This window comes from Pelagerythrobacter marensis (genome assembly GCF_001028625.1).
Classification (GTDB): Bacteria; Pseudomonadota; Alphaproteobacteria; order Sphingomonadales; family Sphingomonadaceae; genus Pelagerythrobacter; species Pelagerythrobacter marensis.
On record NZ_CP011805.1, the window covers coordinates 2,665,979 to 2,686,800 of the forward strand.

The following is a 20,822-nucleotide window of genomic DNA, read 5'->3' on the forward strand; positions in this document are numbered from 1 at the left end:
CGGGGCGGTGTGGTAATCCCGACAAACGCCAGCCACCCCGCCGCAGCCAGAAGTGCGGCGAGGGCGGCGGCGGCGATCACACGTCGAGGTTCGCGACGTTGAGCGCGTTATGCTGAATGAACTCGCGGCGCGGTTCGACGATATCGCCCATCAGGCGGGTGAAGATCTCGTCCGTGACGTCGGCATCCTCCACCTTGACCTGCAGCAGCGCGCGGTTTTCCGGGTCGAGCGTGGTTTCCCACAATTGCTCCGCATTCATTTCGCCCAGACCCTTGTAGCGCTGGACCGAAAGCCCCTTGCGCCCGGCGGCGAGCACGGTGTCGAGCAATTCGGTCGGGCGGGTGATCGCATCGTCGGCCGTGGCCGCGATTTCGATTTCTTCGCCTTCGCCGTCTTCGGCGCTTTCGCCGGCGGGTTCGCTTTCGGCCCCGATCCGCGACAGGCGCGCCGGGCTGGCGTAAACTTCGGCGTTTTCACTGGTGAGCCGGTGCAGCTTGCGCGCTTCTGCGCTGGTTACGAATGGGGCTTCTATGTCGTGCACGTCGGTCACCCCGCGCCACAGCCGTTCGAAGCGGATCCCGCCGTCGGCGTGCAGCTCGGCGCTCCACTTCGCATCCGGGTCGGCGCGGCCCAGCCGCTGTGCCGCATTTTCGAGCGCGCGCGCGCGGCCTGCCTGATCGAGAGCGGGATCGAGCGCGCCGGACAGCGCCAGCTGTTCGACGATCACGGCATCGTATTTGCGCGGCACGAAGGCGATCAGGTTGCGAATGCGCAGGCCGTGTTCGACCAGCGCCCGCAGATCCGCCTCCGCACGGGCACCGCCCGCCGTTTCCAGCACGCGGTTCTGCAACCCGGCATCGACCAGATAGCGGTCGAGCGCGGCCTGATCCTTCAGATAGACCTCGCTGCGGCTCTTGCTCACCTTGTACAGCGGCGGCTGCGCGATGAAGAGGTGACCGGCCCGGATGATCTCGGGCATCTGGCGGTGGAAGAACGTCAGCAGCAGGGTGCGGATATGCGCGCCGTCGACATCGGCGTCGGTCATGATGACGATCTTGTGGTAGCGCAGCTTTTCCAGGTTGAAATCGTCGCGGATACCAGTGCCCATCGCCTGGATCAGCGTGCCGACTTCCTTCGATCCGATGATCCGGTCGAACCGGGCGCGCTCGACATTGAGGATCTTGCCCTTGAGCGGCAGGATGGCCTGCGTCTTGCGGTCGCGGCCCTGTTTGGCAGAGCCGCCGGCGGAATCACCCTCGACCAGGAACAGTTCCGACTTGGCCGGGTCGCGTTCCTGGCAGTCGGCCAGCTTGCCGGGCAGGCTGGCGACGCTCATCGCGCCCTTGCGGCTCATCTCTCGCGCGCGGCGGGCCGCCTCGCGCGCGGCGGCGGCATCGACCACCTTCTGGATGATCGCCTTCGCATCGGCCGGGTTTTCTTCCAGCCACTCCGTCATCTTCTCGCCCATCAGCGATTCGAGCGGCTGGCGAACTTCGGAACTGACCAGCTTGTCCTTGGTCTGCGACCCGAACTTGGGATCGGGCAGCTTGACCGAAACGATCGCGGTCAGCCCTTCGCGCATGTCCTCGCCCGTCAGCGAGACCTTTTCCTTCTTCATCAGGCCGGAAGCGCTGGCGTAGTTGTTGAGCGTGCGGGTCAGCGCGGCGCGGAAGGCGGCCAGATGCGTGCCGCCGTCGCGCTGCGGGATGTTGTTGGTGAAGCAGAGCACGTTTTCGTAGTACGAATCGTTCCATTCCAGCGCGACGTCGATCCCGATGCCGTCCTTTTCCGCCGATACGGAAATCGGTTCCGCCACCAGCGCCTGCTTGTTGCGGTCGAGGTATTTCACGAACGCGGCGATCCCGCCTTCGTAGAACAGGTCGTGTTCCTTCACGTCCTCGTGACGGCGGTCGCGCAGCAGGATGCGGACGCCGGAATTGAGGAAGGCCAGTTCGCGATAACGATGTTCGAGCTTGTCGAAATCGAACTCCGTGACGTTCTTGAACGTGTCGGTGGACGGCAGGAAGGTCACGCGGGTGCCCTTCTTCAATCCGTTTTCGTCACCGTTCGATTCCACCGGCGGGGCGTCGCCCACGACCTTGAGCGATTCGACGGCATCGCCGTGTTCGAACCGCATCCAGTGTTCCTGGCCATCGCGCCAGACGGTCAGTTCGAGCGATTCGGACAGCGCGTTGACCACCGATACGCCCACGCCGTGCAGGCCGCCGGAAACCTTGTAGGCATTGTCGTCGCTGGTGTTTTCGAACTTACCGCCGGCATGGAGCTGGGTCATGATGACTTCGGCTGCCGAAACGCCTTCGCCCTTGTGCATATCGACCGGAATGCCGCGGCCGTTATCCTCGACCGAAACCGAACCGTCGGCATTGAGTTCGATCAGAACCAGGTCGCAATGCCCGGCCAGCGCCTCGTCGATCGCGTTGTCGGACACCTCGAACACCATGTGATGCAGGCCCGATCCGTCGTCGGTGTCGCCAATGTACATGCCGGGCCGTTTGCGCACGGCATCCAGTCCTTTGAGGACCTTGATCGAATCCGCGCCGTATCCGGGTGTCTTCGGCGCCTGTGCGCCGGTGTTCTCAGTGGTATCGTCCATGCCGAGTATATAGGCGCTGGCGGCCTGAATGCCAAAGTTTCCCGCGTGATATTACCCACAGTTTGCGACCCGTCCGGTTTCGTCTGCAACCGGTTGATTTCGGAACGTGGAAAGCGCATCTCGCGGCCATGCTTTCGGTGCTCGACATCTTCCGGATCGGCATCGGGCCGTCTTCATCGCATACCGTCGGGCCGATGCGCATTGCGCGCACTTTCGTCCGCGCGCTGGCCGCATCGGGCAAACTGGCGAAGACCGCGCGGATCGCGGTGGAACTGCAGGGCTCGCTGGCGCTGACCGGGGTCGGGCACGGCACGGTCGATGCGACAATTCTGGGCCTGATGGGCTTCGCCCCCGATACGACATGCCCGGACGAGGGCGCCCGCGCGCTCGACGGTGTGCGGGCCAGCCATCGGATTGCGCTGGGCGGCAAGCGGGACATCGCGTTCGATCCAGCGGCGGATATCGATCTGGCGGGTCATATCATACCCGATCTGCATCCCAACGGAATGACGCTGACGGCCTATGACGCCGATGACGAAAAGCTGTCGCGACGGACATATTATTCGACCGGGGGCGGCTTCGTCGCGTCCGAAGCGCAGTTGAAGCGCAAGCCCAGGGGCGACCGCATCAACACCGGCACGCAGGTTCCGCACGATTTCGGATCGGCGGAGGAACTGCTCGCGGCCTGCGCCGATACGGGCCTGCCGATTGCCGAACTTATGCTGGCCAACGAAGATGCCTTTCGTCCGCGCCGGAAAACGCTCGACGGGATTGACCGGATTGCGGCGGCGATGGACCAGTGCATCGACCGCGGGCTGAACCAGCGGGGCGTGCTGCCGGGCGGGCTCAAGGTCGCGCGCCGGGCACCCGATCTGTGGGACAAGCTTTCGGCCAATCCGCAATCGAACGAGCGCGAGCAATTGTTCGACTGGCTCAATTGCTACGCCATGGCGGTGAACGAGGAAAACGCCGCGGGCGGCCGCGTCGTGACGGCGCCGACCAATGGCGCGGCGGGGATCATTCCCGCGGTCATCCGCTTCTACTGTGTCACTGCCGAGGAGGAAGCCTGCCGCGAAAGCCGGCGCACCTTCCTGCTCACCGCAGGCGCGATCGGCCTGCTCTACAAACAGCGCGCGAGCATCTCGGGCGCGGAAATGGGCTGCCAGGGCGAAGTCGGCGTGGCGTGCTCGATGGCGGCGGGCGGGCTTGCCGCGCTGTGGGGCGCGTCGCCCGCGCAAGTCGCCAGCGCGGCGGAAATCGGCATGGAGCACAATCTCGGCCTGACTTGCGACCCCGTCGGCGGACTAGTGCAGGTGCCATGCATCGAACGCAATGCGATCGGCGCGGTCAAGGCGGTCAATGCCGCCCGGCTGGCGCTGCACCGGCCCGAAACCGACGCGCGCGTCAGCCTCGACCAGGTGATCGAAACGATGCGCCAGACCGGGCTCGACATGTCGAGCAAGTACAAGGAAACCAGCCAGGGCGGGCTGGCGGTCAATGTGATCGAATGCTGATGCTGCTGCTCGGCGCAATGACGGGCGGTGTCCTGCTGCTTTTGGTGACAAGCGAGCTGATCGAACCTTCGACCGCGCAGGCAAGCGTGATCCTCGCCTTTTTGCTCGGCTCGCTTGCGGGCGGCTAGACAGGCGCGCGCGCCGCGATAGGGTGGCGGGCATGGGAGAGACACATATCGCCGCGCTGACCGAGCCATTCGGCAGCTTTTCGCAAATTATCGCCGACAATGCCGCGCGGTTGGGAGATCGGACGGCGCTGCGCGACGAGAGCGGCGACATCGGCTGGGCCGAACTGAACGAGCGTGTTGAGCGCATCGCAGCACGGCTGATCGAAAGCGGCTTGCAACGGGGCCAGTCGGTGGCCATTCTCGGTCATTCCTCAATCGCCTATGCGCTGGTGTTTCTCGCGGCGGTCCGCGCCGGCGGGGTTGCCGCGCCGCTGACCACCAGCGCGAGTGCCGAACAGCTTGGCGGCATGGCGAGCGATTCGGGCGCGCATCACATCTTTATCGACCGGGCGAAGCTGGGCGAGCTGGGCGATGATTGCTTCGCGGGCCTGCGCCGCATCGTTCTGGACGAAGAGCTGGACGACTGGATGGCGCCGGCGGGCACGCAGGTGCCGGCGTTCGATCCGAAGCCGGGGGATCCGTTCAACATCATCTATTCATCGGGCACGACGGGTGTGCCCAAGGGCATCGTCCATTCGCACCAGATGCGCTGGCGCCAATTCGCTTCGATCGGGGCGTCCTATCTGGACAGCGGGCTGGAGGTGCGCGCGCTGGCATCGACCCCGCTCTATTCGAACACCACGATGGTGGCGTTTCTTGCACCATTGCTCGCCGGCGGCATGGTGCGGATCATGGGCAAGTTCTCCGCCGTCCGGTGGCTCGATCATGCGCAGGCCGACCGCACGACCGTGACGATGCTGGTGCCGGTGCAGTATCAGCGGCTGATGGACGAGCCGCGGTTCGACGATTTCGACCTGTCCTCGCTCGCGCTCAAATACTGCACATCGGCGCCCTTCCCGGCCCCGCTCAAGCGCGAGGTGCTGCGCCGGATGCCCGGTGCGCTGGTGGAAATCTATTCGATGACGGAGGGCGGGGTCGTCTGCCTGCTCCCCTGCCACGAATTTCCCGACAAGCTGCACACGGTCGGCCGGCCTGCGCCGGGCAGCGAGATCAGGGTGCTCGACGATGAGGATCGGGAGGTCCCGCCAGGCACTGCCGGCAACCTGGTCGGGCGCAGCCAAACGATGATGAGCGGTTACAAGAACCGCCCGGAACAGACGCAGGAAGGCTACTGGAGCGATCCTGCCACCGGGGATGTCTGGCAGCGGATGGGCGATATTGGTCGGGTCGATGCCGAGGGATTCGTCGAACTGGTCGGCCGGGCGAAAGACATGATCATCTCCGGCGGTTTCAACATCTATCCGACCGATCTGGAAGCCGAGCTGGAGCGGGAAGACGATGTGATCGAAGCGGCGGTGGTGGGCGTGTCCAGCCGGCGCTGGGGCGAAAGTCCGGTCGGCTTCGTCCAGCTGGCCGACCGGGCGCGCCCCGTCGGTGACGTGCTGGCCGCCGTCAATGCCAGGCTGGGCAAGACCCAGCGACTGGCCGCGCTGCATCCCATCGGGGAAATGCCGCGCAGTCACATCGGCAAGCTGCTGAAGACAGAATTACGGGAGAAGGCCGAGACACTCGGCGGAGTGGAATAGCGTCTATCCGGGATAGAGCGATGGAGACGCGGCCGCCGCGATTGGGGGGGGGAGGACTTGGCGGCCGCGCCTCTCTCGCTGTTCTTCCTCGACAGGCTCAGGCGATTGCCGCTCCGAGCATGAGGCTGCTGATGGAAGCAGCTACGAGAAAGACCAGGAAGTGCGATGCTGTCGTGCGCATTGCATATCTCCTGTTCGAGGAGGCCGGGGGAAGGGGGAGAGAGAGGAGAGAGGAACCTTCCGCCCGGCTCGAGAGGTGAAATAATCTTTCGCCCCCCTTTTCACAAATGAGAAAACTGCGATATTTGTTGCAAAATGCGCAACGAACTGTGGGATATTGCCGCCCCGGTCGTGCAAATTATGGGTGATCCGCTGCAGCTTGCGGATCTGGCACAGACAAATCCGGCGCCACCGCGAGACGGGTGACGCCGGATTGTAGCGGGATCGGTTGGATCAGCTCGCGCTGGCGAGCGTGGCCCTGGCCTTCTGTGCAATGATCCGCTGGGCCGAATCGATCAGCGAGGCCTTGCAATCCTGATCGTAGGACACGGTGTTGACCGACATCGCAGTCGGGTAGGCGCAAGCCGATTCTGCAGCGGCGGCGACACGCGTGCGCAGTTCGGCGACGTGGTCGGGATCGCGCAAATCGAGATCGTCGAAATGAACCGCGATGCTGACTTCGGTGTACTTGGCCTGCGCGGGCGCGCTCATCAGCGCAGTAACGGCAAGACCGGCGGCGAGAATATGATGGAATTTCATGAGCGTCTCCTTGCTGAAAGGTATTGTCGCTCTTCAAACATCCTGTGTTGTTCTCGACTGCGATTGTGCGCTGCACCATGTTTGTTCGCAAGTGCAAAATTAGCGAGGTCATGTTGAAAGCCATGCATGTTCGCGTCGCTCTGGCTGGTCGGGTATCGCTGGCGAAACGGCGAATGCTGGACAGGTGAGGCCAGTCAGCCTTAACGGGTCCACCATGCAGCCAGAACACCTCCCCGATTCCATCCTGATCGTCGATTTCGGCAGCCAGGTCACCCAGCTCATCGCGCGCCGTGTGCGCGAAGCCGGGGTCTATTCCGAAATCGCGCCCTTTACCCTGGCGGAGGAGGCGTTCCATCGCCTTCAGCCGAAGGGGATCATCCTGTCGGGATCGCCCGCCAGCGTGTGCGATGAAGGGTCGCCGCGGGCGCCGCAGGTGCTGTTCGACAGCGGATTGCCGATCCTGGGCATCTGTTATGGCCAGCAGGTCATGACGCAGCAGCTCGGCGGCCAGGTCCGCCCCGGCCACGAAACGGGGGAAGGCGGGGAATTCGGTCGCGCCTATCTGACCGTGAGCGAACAGTGCGCGCTGTTCGACGGGCTGTGGCAGACCGGCGAACGGCATCAGGTCTGGATGAGCCACGGCGACAAGGTCACCGAATTTGCGCCCGGCTTCGACATTGTCGCGACCAGCGACGGGGCACCCTTCGCGGTCATCGCGGATGAACAGCGCAAGTATTACGGCACGCAGTTCCATCCCGAAGTCGTCCATACGCCCGACGGTGCGAAGCTTCTGGCCAATTTCGTGCGCCATGTTTGCGGGCTGGCGGGCGACTGGACGATGGCCGAATTCCGCAAGACCAAGATCGAGGAGATTCGCGAGCAGGTCGGCGATGGCAAGGTGATCTGCGGGCTTTCGGGCGGAGTCGATTCGGCGGTTGCCGCAGTGCTGATCCACGAGGCGATCGGCGAGCAACTGACCTGCGTCTTCGTCGATCACGGGCTGATGCGGATGAACGAAGCCGAACAGGTCGTCACCCTGTTCCGCGATCATTACAACATCCCGCTGGTCCACGTGGACGCGGAAGAAATGTTCCTGGGCGGACTGGCGGGCGAAACCGACCCGGAGAAGAAGCGCAAGTTCATCGGCAAGGCCTTCATCGACCTGTTCGAGGCCGAAGCGACGAAGATCGGCGGAGCCGACTTCCTCGCCCAGGGCACGCTCTATCCCGACGTGATCGAATCGGTTTCCTTCACCGGCGGGCCGAGCGTGACGATCAAGAGCCACCACAATGTCGGCGGCCTGCCCGAACGCATGAACATGAAGCTGGTCGAGCCCTTGCGCGAACTGTTCAAGGACGAGGTCCGCGTGCTGGGCCGCGAACTCGGCCTGCCCGAGGTGTTCGTCGGCCGCCATCCTTTCCCCGGGCCGGGGCTTGCGATCCGCATTCCGGGTGAAGTGACCAAGGAACGGTGCGACATCCTGCGCAAGGCCGATGCCATCTATCTGGAGGAAATTCGCGCCGCGGGCCTCTACGACGCGATCTGGCAGGCGTTCGCCGTGCTGCTGCCGGTCAAGACCGTGGGCGTGATGGGCGACGGGCGCACCTACGACAGCGTCTGCGGCTTGCGCGCGGTGACCAGCACCGACGGGATGACCGCGGACGTCTATCCGTTCGACGCGAGCTTCCTCACCCGTGTGGCCACCCGCATCGTCAACGAGGTGAAGGGCATCAACCGCGTCGTATACGACTATACCTCGAAACCGCCCGGCACGATCGAGTGGGAATAGGGCGCATCGTCGCCCCCGGTCTCGCCTGTTCGGGCAGGCCCATCACGCTGGCCGGATTTTGCGATCAAGAAAGTGCTTGATCTCAAGTTTGGTTGAAGTTGTATCGACCCGTTCCTCACCGATGGAATCGAAGGAACGAGGAACATGGCGGACACTTTGCGGATCGGGCTGGTCTACGGCAGTGCGCGGCCGGGACGGCTGTGCGACAAGGTCGCGAACTGGGTAACCGAACGGGTCGCGGCGCGCGGCGGAATGGCGATCGAAGCGATCGATCCGGCGGCGGCCTACGACGATGCCGAACGGGTCCGGCGGATCGAGGCCGCGGACGGCTTCATCGTCGTGACGCCCGAATACAATCACAGCTTTACCGCGCCGTTGAAGGCGCTGATCGACGCGGCGAACAGCGAATGGCACGCCAAGCCGGTCGCCTTCGTATCCTACGGCGGCACATCGGGCGGGCTGCGCGCGGTCGAACATCTGCGGGCTGTTTTCGCCGAACTACACGCCGTCGGGATCCGGGACACGGTCAGCTTCGCTTCGGCGTGGGAACAGTTTGGCGACGACGCGCGCCTGGCCAATCCGCGCCGGGCCGAACGGGCGATGGCGACGCTGCTGAAGCGGCTCGACTGGTGGGCGCGGGGCCTGCGCACCGCGCGCTCCGTACATGCTTATGGAGAGGCGGCATGAGCGAATATGCCGTGGACCTTGCCGCCTATTGCGCCCGCATCGGCTATTCCGGGCCGCTGGAGCCGACGCTGGACACGCTGCGCGCATTGCAGGAATTGCATCCGGCGGCGATCCCGTTCGAGGCGATCGACGTTCTGCTCGATCGCGGGGTGGATCTCGCTCCGCACGTGGTTGACGACAAACTGATCGCGCGCGGACGGGGCGGCTATTGCTACGAGCAGAACGGGCTGTTCAAGCGCGTGCTGGAAGCGGTTGGCTTCGAAGTGGAAGGCCTGATCGCGCGCGTGAACTGGCAGGCCCCGCCCGACGCGCCCTTGAACCCGCCGTCGCATATGGCGCTGCGGGTAACGGTAGGCGGCGCGGCCTGGCTGGTCGATGTCGGTTTCGGCAGCTGCGTGCCGACCGCGCCGCTCCGCCTGGCTTGCCGCGAGCCGCAAAACACGCCGCACGAAATCTTCCGCCTGACCCCGGCGATGCACGGGCTGCAACTGGAAGCCTCGATCGCGGGCAAGTGGCAGCCGGTCTACCGGGTCGTGCCGACACCCGTGCTCGATGGCGACTATACGCTGCACAACTGGTTCACCGCGACCCACCCCAGCTCGCATTTCCGCCACCGGTTGATCGTGACGCGCACGACGCCCGAGGCACGGCATGTGCTTGCCGATGCCCGCGTGACGGTGCGCGGGCGCGACGGGACCGTTCATCGCGAAACGTTGAACGCCGGTGCGATTGAACGGGCACTTGCCGAGCGGTTCGGCCTGCCGGTCGAGCGCGAATGGCGGGCGGTGATCGAGCGGGCGGCTGCGGCAGAGATGCTCGACTGAGCGGCAGGCCCGGCCCTGGCGAGCCATGTGGAAACCTTGCCAGCCCCGGCGAATTGCGACAGGTCAGGTGCCGACACATGATGCGAGGGGAGATGTCGATGAAGACCGCGATCACCGAAATGTTCGGTATCCAGCACCCGATAATCCAGGGCGGAATGCACTATGTCGGGTTCGCCGAAATGGCCGCCGCGGTGTCCAATGCCGGCGGACTGGGGATCATCACCGGGCTGACGCAGAAGACACCTGCCGATCTTGCCAACGAGATCGCCCGTTGCCGCGACATGACCGACAAGCCGTTCGGCGTGAACCTGACCTTCCTGCCGACGGTGAATGCGCCCGATTATCCCGGTTACATCCGCGCGATCGTGGAAGGCGGGGTGAAAGCGGTGGAGACCGCGGGCAATAACCCGCAGGCGGTGCTGCCGCATCTCAAGGATGCCGGGATCAAGGTGATCCATAAGTGCACCAGCGTGCGCCACGCGCTGAAGGCGCAGTCGATCGGGTGCGATGCGGTTTCGGTCGACGGGTTCGAATGCGGCGGCCATCCGGGTGAAGACGACGTGCCGAACTTCATCCTCCTGCCCCGCGCGGCGGACGAACTGGAGATCCCGTTCGTATCGAGCGGCGGCATGGCCGACGGGCGCAGCCTCGTCGCAAGCCTCGCGTTCGGCGCGGCGGGCATGAACATGGGCACGCGCTTCATCGCGACGAAGGAGGCCCCGGTCCACGACAACGTCAAGCAGGCGATCCTGGCCGCGAGCGAGCTCGATACGCGGCTGGTGATGCGCCCGCTGCGCAATACCGAACGGGTGCTGACGAACGACGCGGTCGAGCGGTTGCTTGAGAAAGAACGCGCGCTGGGCGCCGATCTGAAGTTCGAAGACATTATCGAGGAAGTTGCCGGCGTCTATCCTTCGATCATGCGCGAAGGGGAAATGGACCGCGGGGCGTGGAGCTGCGGCATGGTCGCCGGCCTCGTCTACGACATCCCGACGTGCAGGGAACTGATCGACCGGATCATGAGCCAGGCGAACGACATCGTCGACCGGATGGACGGGTTGCGCCGCGCCTGACCGGGGCCGCTGCCGCGCCTACCAGGCGTAGCCCGCGGCGACCGCGCGCTTTTCGGCCGGGGTCGATTCGCGGCCCAGGGCCGTGTTGCGGTGGGGGAAGCGGCCGAACCGCGCAATCATGCGATAATGGTTGCACGCGAAGCCGCGCTGTTTGGGCGACTGCGCGAAATAGGCCAGCGATGCGCGCTGATCGGCGATGTCTTCGCTGTGCATCAGCGGCATGGCGATAAAGGCGCGCTGGCGTTCGGGCAGCCGCAGATCCCATCGGCGGGCGATCACGCGGCGCGCGATTGTTCGGGCCAGCGGATCGGAGGCGAAGGCACGCGCCTGGCCGCGAAACAGGTTGCGCGGCACCTGGTCGAACAGCAGGATCGCGGCTTGCGCGGTCAATGGGTCGCGCAGAAATTCGCCGGCTGGCCGGTGGCGCAGTGCCTGCCAGTCGCACACAAAGCGGCGGCGCAGCAGATCGTCCACCGCCGCGCCGCCCCCGTACCAGTCGGCGGGGCCAAGGCGATGGAACCAGACATGCAGCATTTCCGCCGCCCAGCGGCGCGGGGCGGCGGTCATGCGATGGCTAGCCTTCGACTTTCTTGTAAGGGACGAAATCGCCCAGGAAGATGTTGCCGGTGTAGAAGCCGCCCATCCGGTCGAACGTCGTTATCATGTCCATCCGGCACAGCTGGCTGCCAGTCCGGCGAATGGCCATCGCGTCGCCATCGTCGAGCGCTTCGGCATCGCGCGGGATATTGACGTAAACCGTGCTGCCGCGCTCCACCACGATCGCGGTCCCGTCGATCACCCGCATACGGGTACTGGGCGCCATCTGGACGCACGATTGCGGCTCCCCCGCGACGCGCCCTTCGATCAGCTTGGCCAGTTCGGCCTCGCCTTCGGTCTTGTGATGATCGGCGGCAGCGGGGGCGGCGAAAATCGTTCCCGCCGCGATGGTGGCAATCAGAGTAGCTGTCTTCATTGGTCAGCCTCCTTGTTTCTCTTGGCTCTGGTCCCCCCCAGCCTTCGTATACGGGACAAAACTGTCGAGAATCAGGATCGGCCCCGGCACGCCGCCCAACCGGTCGTGCAGTTCGACGCGGTCGTGGCGGCAGACCTCGGTCCCATACTGATGGAACACCGGCAGATCGCTGCTGGAAAGCATGCGCGCGCCGCCCGGGCGATTGACCCACAAGGTCGCGCCGTCGCGAAACACGATCGCGGTCCGGCTGATGATCTCCACCGCGTCACGCTGGCTTTCCTGCAGGCAGCGAACCGGCTCGCCCGCCACGCGCCCTTCCAGCATTTCGGCCAGCCGCACTTCTCCGCGCGACGGCTTTTCCGCCGCCACCGGGCTGGCGAGCGCGGCCGAAGCTGCGATCAGAGGAACGAGAATCCCGTGTTTCATAGACAGGCGATGTAACATGCTTCGCGTGAACGCGCGATGAGCATGTGGGCGCAACGGATCAGGCCGTGCCGCCGACCGTCAGCCGGTCGACCAGCAGCGTGGGCTGGCCGACCCCTGCGGGCACGCCCTGTCCGCCCTTGCCGCACATCCCCACGCCTTCGTCGAGCGCGAGATCGTTGCCGATGCCCGAAACGCGCGTGAGCACGCTGGGCCCGTCGCCGATCAGCGTCGCGCCCTTGATCGGCTCGCCGATCTTTCCATCCTCGACCAGATAGGCTTCGGTGCAGGAAAAGACGAACTTGCCCGATACGATATCGACCTGCCCGCCGCCGAAGCTCTTGGCATAGATGCCGTTCTTCATCCGGCTGAGCAACTCGGCCGGATCGTCCTTGCCCGCCCGCATGAAAGTGTTGGTCATGCGCGGCATCGGTGCGTGTTCGAAGCTTTCGCGCCGCCCGTTGCCGGTCGGTTCCATTCCCATGAGCCGGGCGTTCAGCCGGTCCTGCATATAGCCTTTGAGGATCCCGTCCTCGATCAGCACGGTCTCACGCGTGGGCGTGCCTTCGTCGTCGATCGACAGCGATCCGCGCCGGTCGCGAATGGCGCCATCGTCGACCACGGTCACGCCGGGCGCCGCGACCCGTTCGCCGATCCGGCCGGAGAAGGCGCTGGTGCCCTTGCGATTGAAGTCGCCTTCCAGCCCGTGGCCGACTGCTTCGTGGAGGAGAACACCGGGCCATCCGGGGCCGAGCAGAACCGGAACCTCGCCCGCCGGTGCGTCGACGCTGTCGAGGTTGACCATTGCCTGACGGACGGCTTCGTCCACGGCGCGGTTCCATTGGGCGGGATCGAACAGCCGGTCGTAGAGATGGCGCCCGCCGAACCCGAAACTGCCCCGTTCGCGCCGGCCGTTCGCTTCGGCCACGACCCCGACGTTGAGGCGCACCAGCGGGCGCACATCGGTGGCGACGAAGCCGTCGGGCCGCACGATTTCGACCACGCTCCAGCTCGCCAGCAGGCTGGCGGTGACTTGCGTCACACGCGGATCGCGCGCGCGCGCGGCAGCGTCGATCGTTTCCAGCAGGGCGACCTTATCTGCGAAGGGCACGGCGTCCAGCGGATTGTCGGCCGTATAGAGGTGGCGGTTGTTCCCCCTTGGGGCCGCTGCGCGCGGGCCCTGACCGGGATCGAGCAGTTGCAGCGTTGCGCCCGCGCGGACGATCGCTGCCTCGCCAATCTCATTGGCATGGGTGAACCCGGTCGTTTCGCCCGAAATGCCGCGCAGGCCGAAGCCCGAATCGCGGGCATAGTCCGCCGTCTTGAGGCGCCCGTCATCGAACGCGAGCGCTTCGCGCGCGGTATATTGCAGATAGAGCTCGCCATCGTCGCACGGTTCCAGCAGGCGCGCGGTCAGCGCGGCGGCGCGTTCGGGGTCGAGCTTGCCCTGACCATAAAGGAAAGCGCGCGGATCGGTCGGCTGGACTGTCATGCCCGCGATATAGGCATGTCGGGTCGGCAATGTCAGGGGGCGGGCTATCTCAGCGGCGCTCTCGCATTGTCAGCGATGGCCGGGGTCGCTGCCTGCGGAAATGTCTTCCAGCGCGGTCTGGTTCGCGCCGTCGGCGGGGCCGCCGCGCAGCACGAAGCGCCGATCGCAATAGCCGCAATCGACATAACCGTGCTCGTCGATCTCAAGCCACACGCGCGGGTGACCGAGCGCCGATGCGCGATAGCGGTCGCCGGGGCGAATCGCATCGGCACCGTCGCATTTGACGCGAACGTGATCGACCAGAGTCGTTTCGGGCGGCGGAATGTTCATGGGGCGCAGATAATGCGATGCGCGCGCTTGCGCAACTGGCCCTTTACGGATCGGCCGGGGACGCCCAATTGAGCGGTCATGACCGATGCCGCCCAGCAGACTTCGCCCGCCGATGCCCCGCCGGCAATTGCCATTCGCGATCTGACCAAACGCTACGCAGGGGAGAAGGGCGAACAGGGCAAGCTCGCGCTCGACGGCGTCAGCTTCGATGTGCCGCAGGGCCAGATCTTCGGCCTCCTGGGGCCCAATGGGGCGGGCAAGTCCACACTGATCAACACCCTTGCCGGGCTGGTGACCAAGACTGCCGGCAGCGCCGAGATCTGGGGCTTCGATATCGATCGCAGTCCGCGCAATGCCAAGCGGATGATCGGGATCGTCCCGCAGGAAATCGTCTTCGACCCGTTCTTCACTCCGTTCGAAGTGCTGGAGAATCAGGGCGGCTTCTACGGTATCGGCAAGGCGGACCGGCGCAGCGAGGAACTGCTCGCCGCCGTACATCTGGCGGACAAGCGCGATGCCTATGCCCGCACCCTGTCGGGGGGGATGAAGCGGCGCCTGCTGATCGCCAAGGCCATGGTCCATTCGCCGCCGATCCTCGTGCTGGACGAGCCGACCGCAGGCGTTGACGTGGAATTGCGCCGGCAGCTGTGGGATCTGGTGGGCGCGTTGAACGCCGAAGGCGTGACGGTCGTTCTCACGACCCATTATCTGGAAGAAGCCGAACAGCTTTGCGACCGGATCGCGATCATCAACCACGGCAAGCTGATCGCCAACAAGCCGACTCGCGAACTGGTGGGGATGGCGCGCGAGAAGATCGTTCGCGTCACGCTCGACCGCGATATCGCCGGGCCTCCGATGGAGGAAGGGTTCATCAAGGCCGAAGTGATCGAACCACGCACGCTGGAGGTGACATACGATCGCGACGCGGCCAGCGCCGGCCAGGTGCTCGCCCGAATCCAGGCACACGGTTACGCGATTCAGGATGTCACGACGCGCGAGGCCGATCTGGAAGATGTCTTCGTTTCGCTGACCAGCGCGAGCCGTCAGGAATGACAGGGGCCTGATCGGCTCTCCGGCGCTGCGGCGTCGTTTCTTGCTCGATTATCGCGACGCTGCGTGGCGGAAACGGCGCGCGGCGTCGAGCGCATGATCCTTGGCGCCGTCTTCGCAATCGGCGTCGGCCAGCGTTTCGATTTCGGAAGCCGCACGATTGAGCAATCGCTTGGCAATCGCCTCTTCATGCTCGGCCTCGTCACGTTCGCGGCGAAGGCGCTGTGTTTCAGTGTCGGACTTCTCGTCCATCCGATGGGGTCCCGTTGTGTCGACGTCCATGCATCCACGTCCGTTCAAGGCATCGCGGAGGGGCTAGCACATTGCCGCTTTGCTGGCGAGTACATCTCCTCTCTGTCGCCGGGGATGGTGTTGTGCAAGAGAGGCGCGATGAACGAATGTGACATTCTCGTCATCGGATCCGGCGCGGCCGGGCTGACGGCGGCGCTTGCGCTGGCAGAAACGCGGCGCGTGACGGTGCTGGCCAAGGGCTCGCTTACCGGGGGCAGCACCGCCTGGGCCCAGGGCGGGATCGCCGCCGTGCTGGATGCCGGCGATACCTTCGACAATCATATTCGCGACACGATGGTCGCGGGCGCCGGCCTGAACCGGCGCGAGACGGTGGAATTCGTGATCGAACGTGCGCCGCGTTCGATCGATCGGCTGGTGGAACTGGGCGTTCCCTTCAACACCGAAGGCGCCGACCTGCATCTGACGCGCGAAGGCGGCCATTCGCACCGGCGGATCGTGCACGTCGACGATGCGACCGGCTGGGCAGTGCAGGAAGCGCTGCTGAAGGCGGCGCAGGCCAATCCGAACATCACCCTGCTGCCCGGACGCAGCTGCATCGATCTGATTACCGGGCGGCACGGGGAAAAGTTTTCGGGCGATGGCCGCATCTGGGGCGCCTATGCGCTGGACGAGGCAAGCGGACGGGTCGAACGCCACGTTGCGCGCGCCACTGTCCTGGCGGCGGGCGGGGCGGGGCGTGTCTATCAGTTCTCCACCGCGCCGCGCGGCGCCACGGGGGACGGGATCGCCATGGCCTGGCGCGCCGGGGCGCGGGTTTCCAACATGGAAATGATGCAGTTCCACCCGACCTGCCTCTATAACCTGGAGGTCAAGAACTTCCTGATTACCGAGGCTGTGCGGGGCGAAGGCGGGCACCTGCTCCACCCGGAAACCGGCCGCCGCTATATGACCGATTACGATGCGGAGCGGATGGAACTGGCCCCGCGCGACATCGTGGCGCGGGCGAACGACGACCAGATCAAGCGCTACGGCCTCGATTACGTCCATCTCGATATCAGCCATCAGCCGCCCGAATTCGTGCGGCAGCACTTCCCCACGATCCACGAGAAGCTGGCCGGGCTGGGGATCGACATGACGCGCGAACCGATCCCCGTCGTCCCGGCGCAGCACTATACCTGCGGGGGCGTGCTGATCGGGCTGGATGCGCGGACCGACCTGCCGGGCCTGTGGGCGGCCGGCGAATGCACCGAAAGCGGCCTGCACGGGGCCAACCGCCTGGCGTCGAATTCGCTGCTCGAATGCTTCGTCTTCGGGGAGGCGGCGGCGCGCGATATCCTCGCCGGATGGGACGATCTGCCCGCGCCGCCCGCGATCCGCGAATGGGACGAAAGCCGCGTCACCGATTCGGACGAGGAAGTGGTCATCAAGCAGAACTGGACCGAGATCCGGCGCATGATGTGGAACTATGTCGGGATCGTGCGCACGACCAAGCGGCTGGAGCGGGCCCAGCACCGGATCGATCTGCTGGCGCAGGAGATTCAGGATTATTACGGATCGTTCCGGGTCACGACCGATCTGATCGAGCTGCGCAACCTGCACCAGTGCGCCGACCTGATCGTGCGCAGCGCCCTGCGCCGGCACGAGAGCCGCGGACTGCATTTCACCCTGGACTATCCCGAAACAGACGCGGTCGCCCGCGATACCGTACTGGTGCCGTAACGCGCGACGTACGCCGGGCAGGACCCCTTGCCGGTTGATCCTTTCGCGCGAATGCGCTTCGTTGCAGATCGAAACCGGCAGCTCGCCCAAACGGCGGGTCTGGTCGCATTTCGGGGGGAGAATACGCGTGGCACAGATCACCGCCAACGGCATCACGCTGGAATACGAAGATTACGGCAAGCCGGGCGATCCGCCGATCCTGCTGATCATGGGGCTGGGTGCGCAGTTGACGCTGTGGCCGATCGAACTGGTCGAGGCGCTGGTGGCGCAGGGGTTTCGCGTTATCCGATACGACAATCGCGACATCGGCCTCAGCCACAAGTTCGACGGGGTGAAGGCGCCGGGCATTCTTTCGTTGATGCTGCTCGGCCGGATCGGCCTGACGCCGCGGGTCCCCTATACCCTGGGCGACATGGCGGCCGATGCGGTCGGCCTGCTCGATGCGCTGGATATCGCGCGCGCGCATGTGGTCGGTGCCAGCATGGGCGGGATAATCGCGCAGCATGTCGCCTTCACCCGGCCCGAGCGGGTTCTGTCGTTGACCTCGATCATGTCGACCACCGGCAATCGCCGCCTGCCGCCCGCGCGCAAGGAAGCGCTCGACGTGCTGACGAAGCGCCCCGATTCGACCGACGAGGAGGTTCTCGTCGCACATGGCATGAAGATCGCGCGCACGATCGGCAGCCCGGCCTACCCGCCGGACGCAGACCGGCTGCGGGCCAACGTGACCGCGAGCATCAGGCGCAGTTACTACCCCGCCGGCCTGCAGCGCCAGATCGCCGCCATTCTGGCCGACGGTGACCGCCGCGCCCGTCTGCGCGATGTGGCGGCGCCGACACTGGTGATCCACGGGGAAGCGGACCCGCTGGTTCCGCTCGCCGGCGGGCAGGACACGGCGGCCGCGATTCGCGGGGCGAAGCTGCAGACGTTCCCCGGCATGGGGCACGATATCCCGCTGGACCTGATCGATCCGCTGGCGGATGCGATCGCCGCCCACGTCCGCGATTCGCAGCGCTGACGGGTCGCAATCGGTCGTTTGTCAGGCGGTTATCCGACAGGAAATTGCGCCGCCCGATTCGATTGATTCAAACCCCATTCGTCCCCACTTTCCGCACATATATTTTTTCCCGGAATCATTTTGGGGGTTGCACTTGGGCAGAGCCAAGGAAATCCCGCGCGTCGCAGCGTGGCACATGGATAAGACACCCCGCCACAAGGCCGATTATCGGCATTTGCCCCCTTGCACGCGAAGGCCGCCTGATTCAGTATCTAGTGGTCAGGTCGGGCTTGCGACCCACTAGATCGTGTTTTCAGACCGTTTCGCCCTTTCGGGCACAGGCGGTCTCCGGGACACGCAGGGGGCTGACGCGAAGCGACCTGGCTGGGCAGATCGGGGGGCGAAGTTTGCCCGTTTTGCCGTGGCCAATGCGTGGTGAAGGCAGGCTTCATCGCGTCGAGTGTAGATGAAACGACGGGCCTATTCGCACCGTTGTTTCCAATGGCGTGAAAGCGGGTGGGCATAATGGATTTCAGGACCGGAGACGAAGCGGCTATGGGACTCGATCAGACGGGGGCAGCCGATCACGCAGGCGATGTCGCGACCGAGAATGAAACCGGCCCCGAAAGCGCCGAACGCAAGAAGGCGGCATTGAAGATGGAACAGGCCGACAAGGGTAGCGAACATCTGGTGGACGATTCCGCCGGGGGCGTTGTGGCGGACAAGGCCAACGCCGCGCTGGCACAGGCCGTGACGGCTGCGGCCGAAGCCAATGCCGAACAGCCCGACAGCAAGAAGATCCTCGATCGCCGGTTCGTTATCGTGACCGACGAATCGCGCGATGCGAACCTGACCGAATTCGGCAAGGAAACGCTGATCGACCGCTATCTGTTGCCGGGCGAGAAGTTTCAGGACCTGTTCGCGCGCGTCGCCGATGCCTATGCCGACGATCAGGACCACGCGCAGCGCCTGTACGACTATATTTCGAAGCTGTGGTTCATGCCCGCAACGCCGGTTCTGTCGAACGGCGGCACCAATCGCGGCCTGCCGATTTCCTGCTATCTCAACAGTGTCGAAGACAGCCTGGAAGGGATCGTCGGCACCTGGAACGAAAACGTCTGGCTCGCCAGCCGCGGCGGCGGCATCGGCACGTACTGGGGCCACGTGCGCGGGATTGGCGAGCCGGTCGGCCTCAACGGCAAGACCAGCGGCATCATCCCCTTCGTGCGGGTGATGGACAGCCTGACGCTGGCGATTTCGCAGGGTTCGTTGCGCCGTGGTTCGGCCGCCTGCTACATCGACGTGTCGCACCCGGAGATCGAGGAATTCCTCGAAATCCGCAAACCTTCGGGCGATTTCAACCGCAAGGCGCTGAACCTGCACCACGGCGTGCTGCTGACCGATGAATTCATGGAAGCGGTCCGCAATGGCGAGGAATTCGACCTCAAGAGCCCGCGCGACGACAGCGTGCGCAAGACGGTCGATGCGCGCAGCCTGTTCCAGAAGCTGGTGGAAACCCGGCTGGCGACGGGCGAGCCCTATATCGTCTTTTCCGACACCGTGAACCGGATGATGCCCAAGCATCACCGCGAGCTGGGGCTGAAGGTTTCCACCTCCAACCTCTGTTCGGAAATCACCCTGCCGACCGGGCGCGACCACCTGGGCGAAGATCGCACCGCGGTTTGCTGCCTGTCTTCGCTCAACCTCGAAAAGTGGGAAGAGTGGGAAGGCGACAAGCAGTTCATCGAGGACGTCATGCGTTTCCTCGACAACGTGCTGCAGGATTATATCGACCGCGCCCCGCCCGAAATGGCGCGGGCGAAATATTCGGCCATGCGCGAACGCAGCGTCGGCATGGGCGTAATGGGCTTCCACTCTTTCCTGCAGCGCAAGAACATCGGTTTCGAAAGCCCGATGGCCAAAGTGTGGAACCTCAAGATGTTCAAGCACATCAACGCCAAGGCGAACGAGGCGTCGATGATGCTGGCCAAGGAACGCGGCCCCTGCCCCGATGCGGAAGAAATGGGCGCGATGGAACGCTTCAGCTGCAAGATGGCGATCGCGCCCACCGCCTCGATCTCGATCATCTGCGGCGGCACCAGCGCCTGCATCGAGCCGATCCCGGCCAATATCTACACGCACAAGACCCTGTCCGGGTCGTTCGTGGTCAAGAACCCCTATCTGGAAAAGGTCCTGCGCGAAAAGTCGAAGGATTCGACCAACGTGTGGAACTCGATCCTCGAACGGGGCGGTTCGGTCCAGCACCTCGATTTCCTGACGCCGGAAGAAAAGGCGACGTTCAAGACAAGCTTCGAGATCGATCAGCGCTGGCTGCTCGAATTCGCAGCCGACCGCACGCCCTATATCGACCAGGCGCAGTCGCTGAACCTGTTCATCCCGGCCGATGTCGACAAGTGGGACCTGATGATGCTCCACTTCCAGGCGTGGGAAAAAGGGATCAAGTCGCTGTACTATCTGCGTTCGAAATCGGTCCAGCGCGCCGGGTTCGCTGGCGGCGTGGAAGCGGACAACACCACCGACGCCGCGAAGTACGAGCTGAGCGCGGGCGGCGAGCAGACCGATTACGAGGAATGCCTGGCCTGCCAGTGAGG

General features: G+C 64.8%; 20 protein-coding genes. 12 read left to right on the top strand and 8 right to left on the bottom strand.

The genetic code is table 11. From position 1 onward, the window contains the following. Window positions 1-76: 76 nt before the first annotated feature. Window positions 77-2,614, bottom strand: a complete 2,538-nt coding sequence (gene gyrB, locus AM2010_RS12580) for a DNA topoisomerase (ATP-hydrolyzing) subunit B (protein ID WP_047807363.1) — start codon at window positions 2,612-2,614, stop codon at window positions 77-79. Between the two features lie 128 nt (window positions 2,615-2,742). Here gyrB and AM2010_RS12585 point away from each other — a divergent pair, with 128 nt between their 5' ends. The 4 genes from AM2010_RS12585 (at window position 2,743) to AM2010_RS14320 (ending at window position 6,102) form a co-directional block, all read left to right on the top strand. Continuing rightward, a complete protein-coding gene (locus tag AM2010_RS12585; RefSeq protein ID WP_047807364.1) occupies window positions 2,743-4,128 on the top strand; it encodes an L-serine ammonia-lyase in 1,386 nt (461 codons plus the stop codon). Next, window positions 4,122-4,256 carry a hypothetical protein gene (locus tag AM2010_RS14480; RefSeq protein ID WP_269084052.1) on the top strand — a complete coding sequence of 45 codons (135 nt, stop codon included), beginning with the start codon at window positions 4,122-4,124 and terminating at the stop codon, window positions 4,254-4,256. The genes AM2010_RS12585 and AM2010_RS14480 overlap by 7 nt, the downstream gene beginning before the upstream one ends. A 32-nt stretch (window positions 4,257-4,288) precedes the next feature. Further along, window positions 4,289-5,842: a class I adenylate-forming enzyme family protein gene (locus AM2010_RS12590; RefSeq protein WP_047807365.1), complete on the top strand. Its 1,554-nt coding sequence runs from the start codon at window positions 4,289-4,291 to the stop codon at window positions 5,840-5,842. A gap of 119 nt (window positions 5,843-5,961) precedes the next feature. Continuing rightward, window positions 5,962-6,102: a hypothetical protein gene (locus AM2010_RS14320; protein WP_169747788.1), complete on the top strand. Its 141-nt coding sequence runs from the start codon at window positions 5,962-5,964 to the stop codon at window positions 6,100-6,102. Between the two features lie 193 nt (window positions 6,103-6,295). Here AM2010_RS14320 and AM2010_RS12595 read toward each other — a convergent pair whose 3' ends face one another. Then, on the bottom strand, window positions 6,296-6,601 hold the full coding sequence (locus AM2010_RS12595) for a UrcA family protein (RefSeq protein WP_047807366.1): 306 nt from the start codon (window positions 6,599-6,601) through the stop codon (window positions 6,296-6,298). A 214-nt stretch (window positions 6,602-6,815) separates the two neighbouring features. Between AM2010_RS12595 and guaA the strand changes: the two genes are divergently transcribed. The 4 genes from guaA (at window position 6,816) to AM2010_RS12615 (ending at window position 10,974) form a co-directional block, all read left to right on the top strand. Further along, entirely contained in the window at window positions 6,816-8,390 is a 1,575-nt protein-coding gene (gene guaA / locus AM2010_RS12600; RefSeq protein ID WP_047807367.1) for a glutamine-hydrolyzing GMP synthase, read from the top strand. Between the two features lie 144 nt (window positions 8,391-8,534). Beyond that, on the top strand, window positions 8,535-9,077 hold the full coding sequence (locus AM2010_RS12605; RefSeq protein WP_047807368.1) for an NADPH-dependent FMN reductase: 543 nt from the start codon (window positions 8,535-8,537) through the stop codon (window positions 9,075-9,077). After that, window positions 9,074-9,901, top strand: a complete 828-nt coding sequence (locus AM2010_RS12610) for an arylamine N-acetyltransferase family protein (protein ID WP_047807369.1) — start codon at window positions 9,074-9,076, stop codon at window positions 9,899-9,901. Before AM2010_RS12605 ends, AM2010_RS12610 begins: the two co-directional genes overlap by 4 nt. Before the next feature lie 98 nt (window positions 9,902-9,999). Continuing rightward, complete coding sequence (locus tag AM2010_RS12615; protein ID WP_047807973.1) at window positions 10,000-10,974, top strand: NAD(P)H-dependent flavin oxidoreductase; 975 nt, start codon at window positions 10,000-10,002, stop codon at window positions 10,972-10,974. Between the two features lie 18 nt (window positions 10,975-10,992). Here the strand turns inward: AM2010_RS12615 and AM2010_RS12620 are convergent, their stop codons facing one another. The 5 genes from AM2010_RS12620 to AM2010_RS12640 form a co-directional block, all read right to left on the bottom strand. Next, a complete protein-coding gene (locus AM2010_RS12620; RefSeq protein WP_047807370.1) occupies window positions 10,993-11,541 on the bottom strand; it encodes a DUF924 family protein in 549 nt (182 codons plus the stop codon). A gap of 7 nt (window positions 11,542-11,548) precedes the next feature. Beyond that, entirely contained in the window at window positions 11,549-11,947 is a 399-nt protein-coding gene (locus tag AM2010_RS12625; RefSeq protein WP_047807371.1) for a hypothetical protein, read from the bottom strand. Window positions 11,948-11,950: 3 nt separating this feature from the next. Further along, complete coding sequence (locus AM2010_RS12630; protein WP_047807372.1) at window positions 11,951-12,373, bottom strand: hypothetical protein; 423 nt, start codon at window positions 12,371-12,373, stop codon at window positions 11,951-11,953. 58 nt (window positions 12,374-12,431) lie between these two features. Then, on the bottom strand, window positions 12,432-13,862 hold the full coding sequence (gene tldD / locus AM2010_RS12635; protein ID WP_047807373.1) for a metalloprotease TldD: 1,431 nt from the start codon (window positions 13,860-13,862) through the stop codon (window positions 12,432-12,434). A gap of 69 nt (window positions 13,863-13,931) precedes the next feature. Then, window positions 13,932-14,192 (bottom strand): zinc-finger domain-containing protein, encoded by a 261-nt coding sequence (locus AM2010_RS12640; RefSeq protein WP_047807374.1) that lies wholly within the window; start codon window positions 14,190-14,192, stop codon window positions 13,932-13,934. A gap of 78 nt (window positions 14,193-14,270) precedes the next feature. Between AM2010_RS12640 and AM2010_RS12645 the strand changes: the two genes are divergently transcribed. Continuing rightward, window positions 14,271-15,245, top strand: coding sequence for an ABC transporter ATP-binding protein (locus tag AM2010_RS12645; protein WP_047807375.1), 975 nt, complete (start codon window positions 14,271-14,273; stop codon window positions 15,243-15,245). A gap of 48 nt (window positions 15,246-15,293) precedes the next feature. On the opposite strand, the gene AM2010_RS12650 is transcribed toward AM2010_RS12645, so the two are convergent. Next, window positions 15,294-15,524, bottom strand: a complete 231-nt coding sequence (locus tag AM2010_RS12650) for a hypothetical protein (protein ID WP_047807376.1) — start codon at window positions 15,522-15,524, stop codon at window positions 15,294-15,296. A 108-nt stretch (window positions 15,525-15,632) separates the two neighbouring features. On the opposite strand from AM2010_RS12650, the gene nadB reads away from it, so the two are divergent. The 3 genes from nadB to AM2010_RS12665 all read left to right on the top strand — a co-directional run bounded on the left by nadB (window position 15,633) and on the right by AM2010_RS12665 (window position 20,820). Next, window positions 15,633-17,213 carry an L-aspartate oxidase gene (nadB, locus tag AM2010_RS12655; RefSeq protein WP_047807974.1) on the top strand — a complete coding sequence of 527 codons (1,581 nt, stop codon included), beginning with the start codon at window positions 15,633-15,635 and terminating at the stop codon, window positions 17,211-17,213. A 127-nt stretch (window positions 17,214-17,340) separates the two neighbouring features. Continuing rightward, window positions 17,341-18,231, top strand: a complete 891-nt coding sequence (locus tag AM2010_RS12660) for an alpha/beta fold hydrolase (protein ID WP_047807975.1) — start codon at window positions 17,341-17,343, stop codon at window positions 18,229-18,231. Between the two features lie 534 nt (window positions 18,232-18,765). Further along, entirely contained in the window at window positions 18,766-20,820 is a 2,055-nt protein-coding gene (locus AM2010_RS12665; RefSeq protein ID WP_150115291.1) for a ribonucleoside-diphosphate reductase subunit alpha, read from the top strand. Window positions 20,821-20,822: the final 2 nt, after the last annotated feature.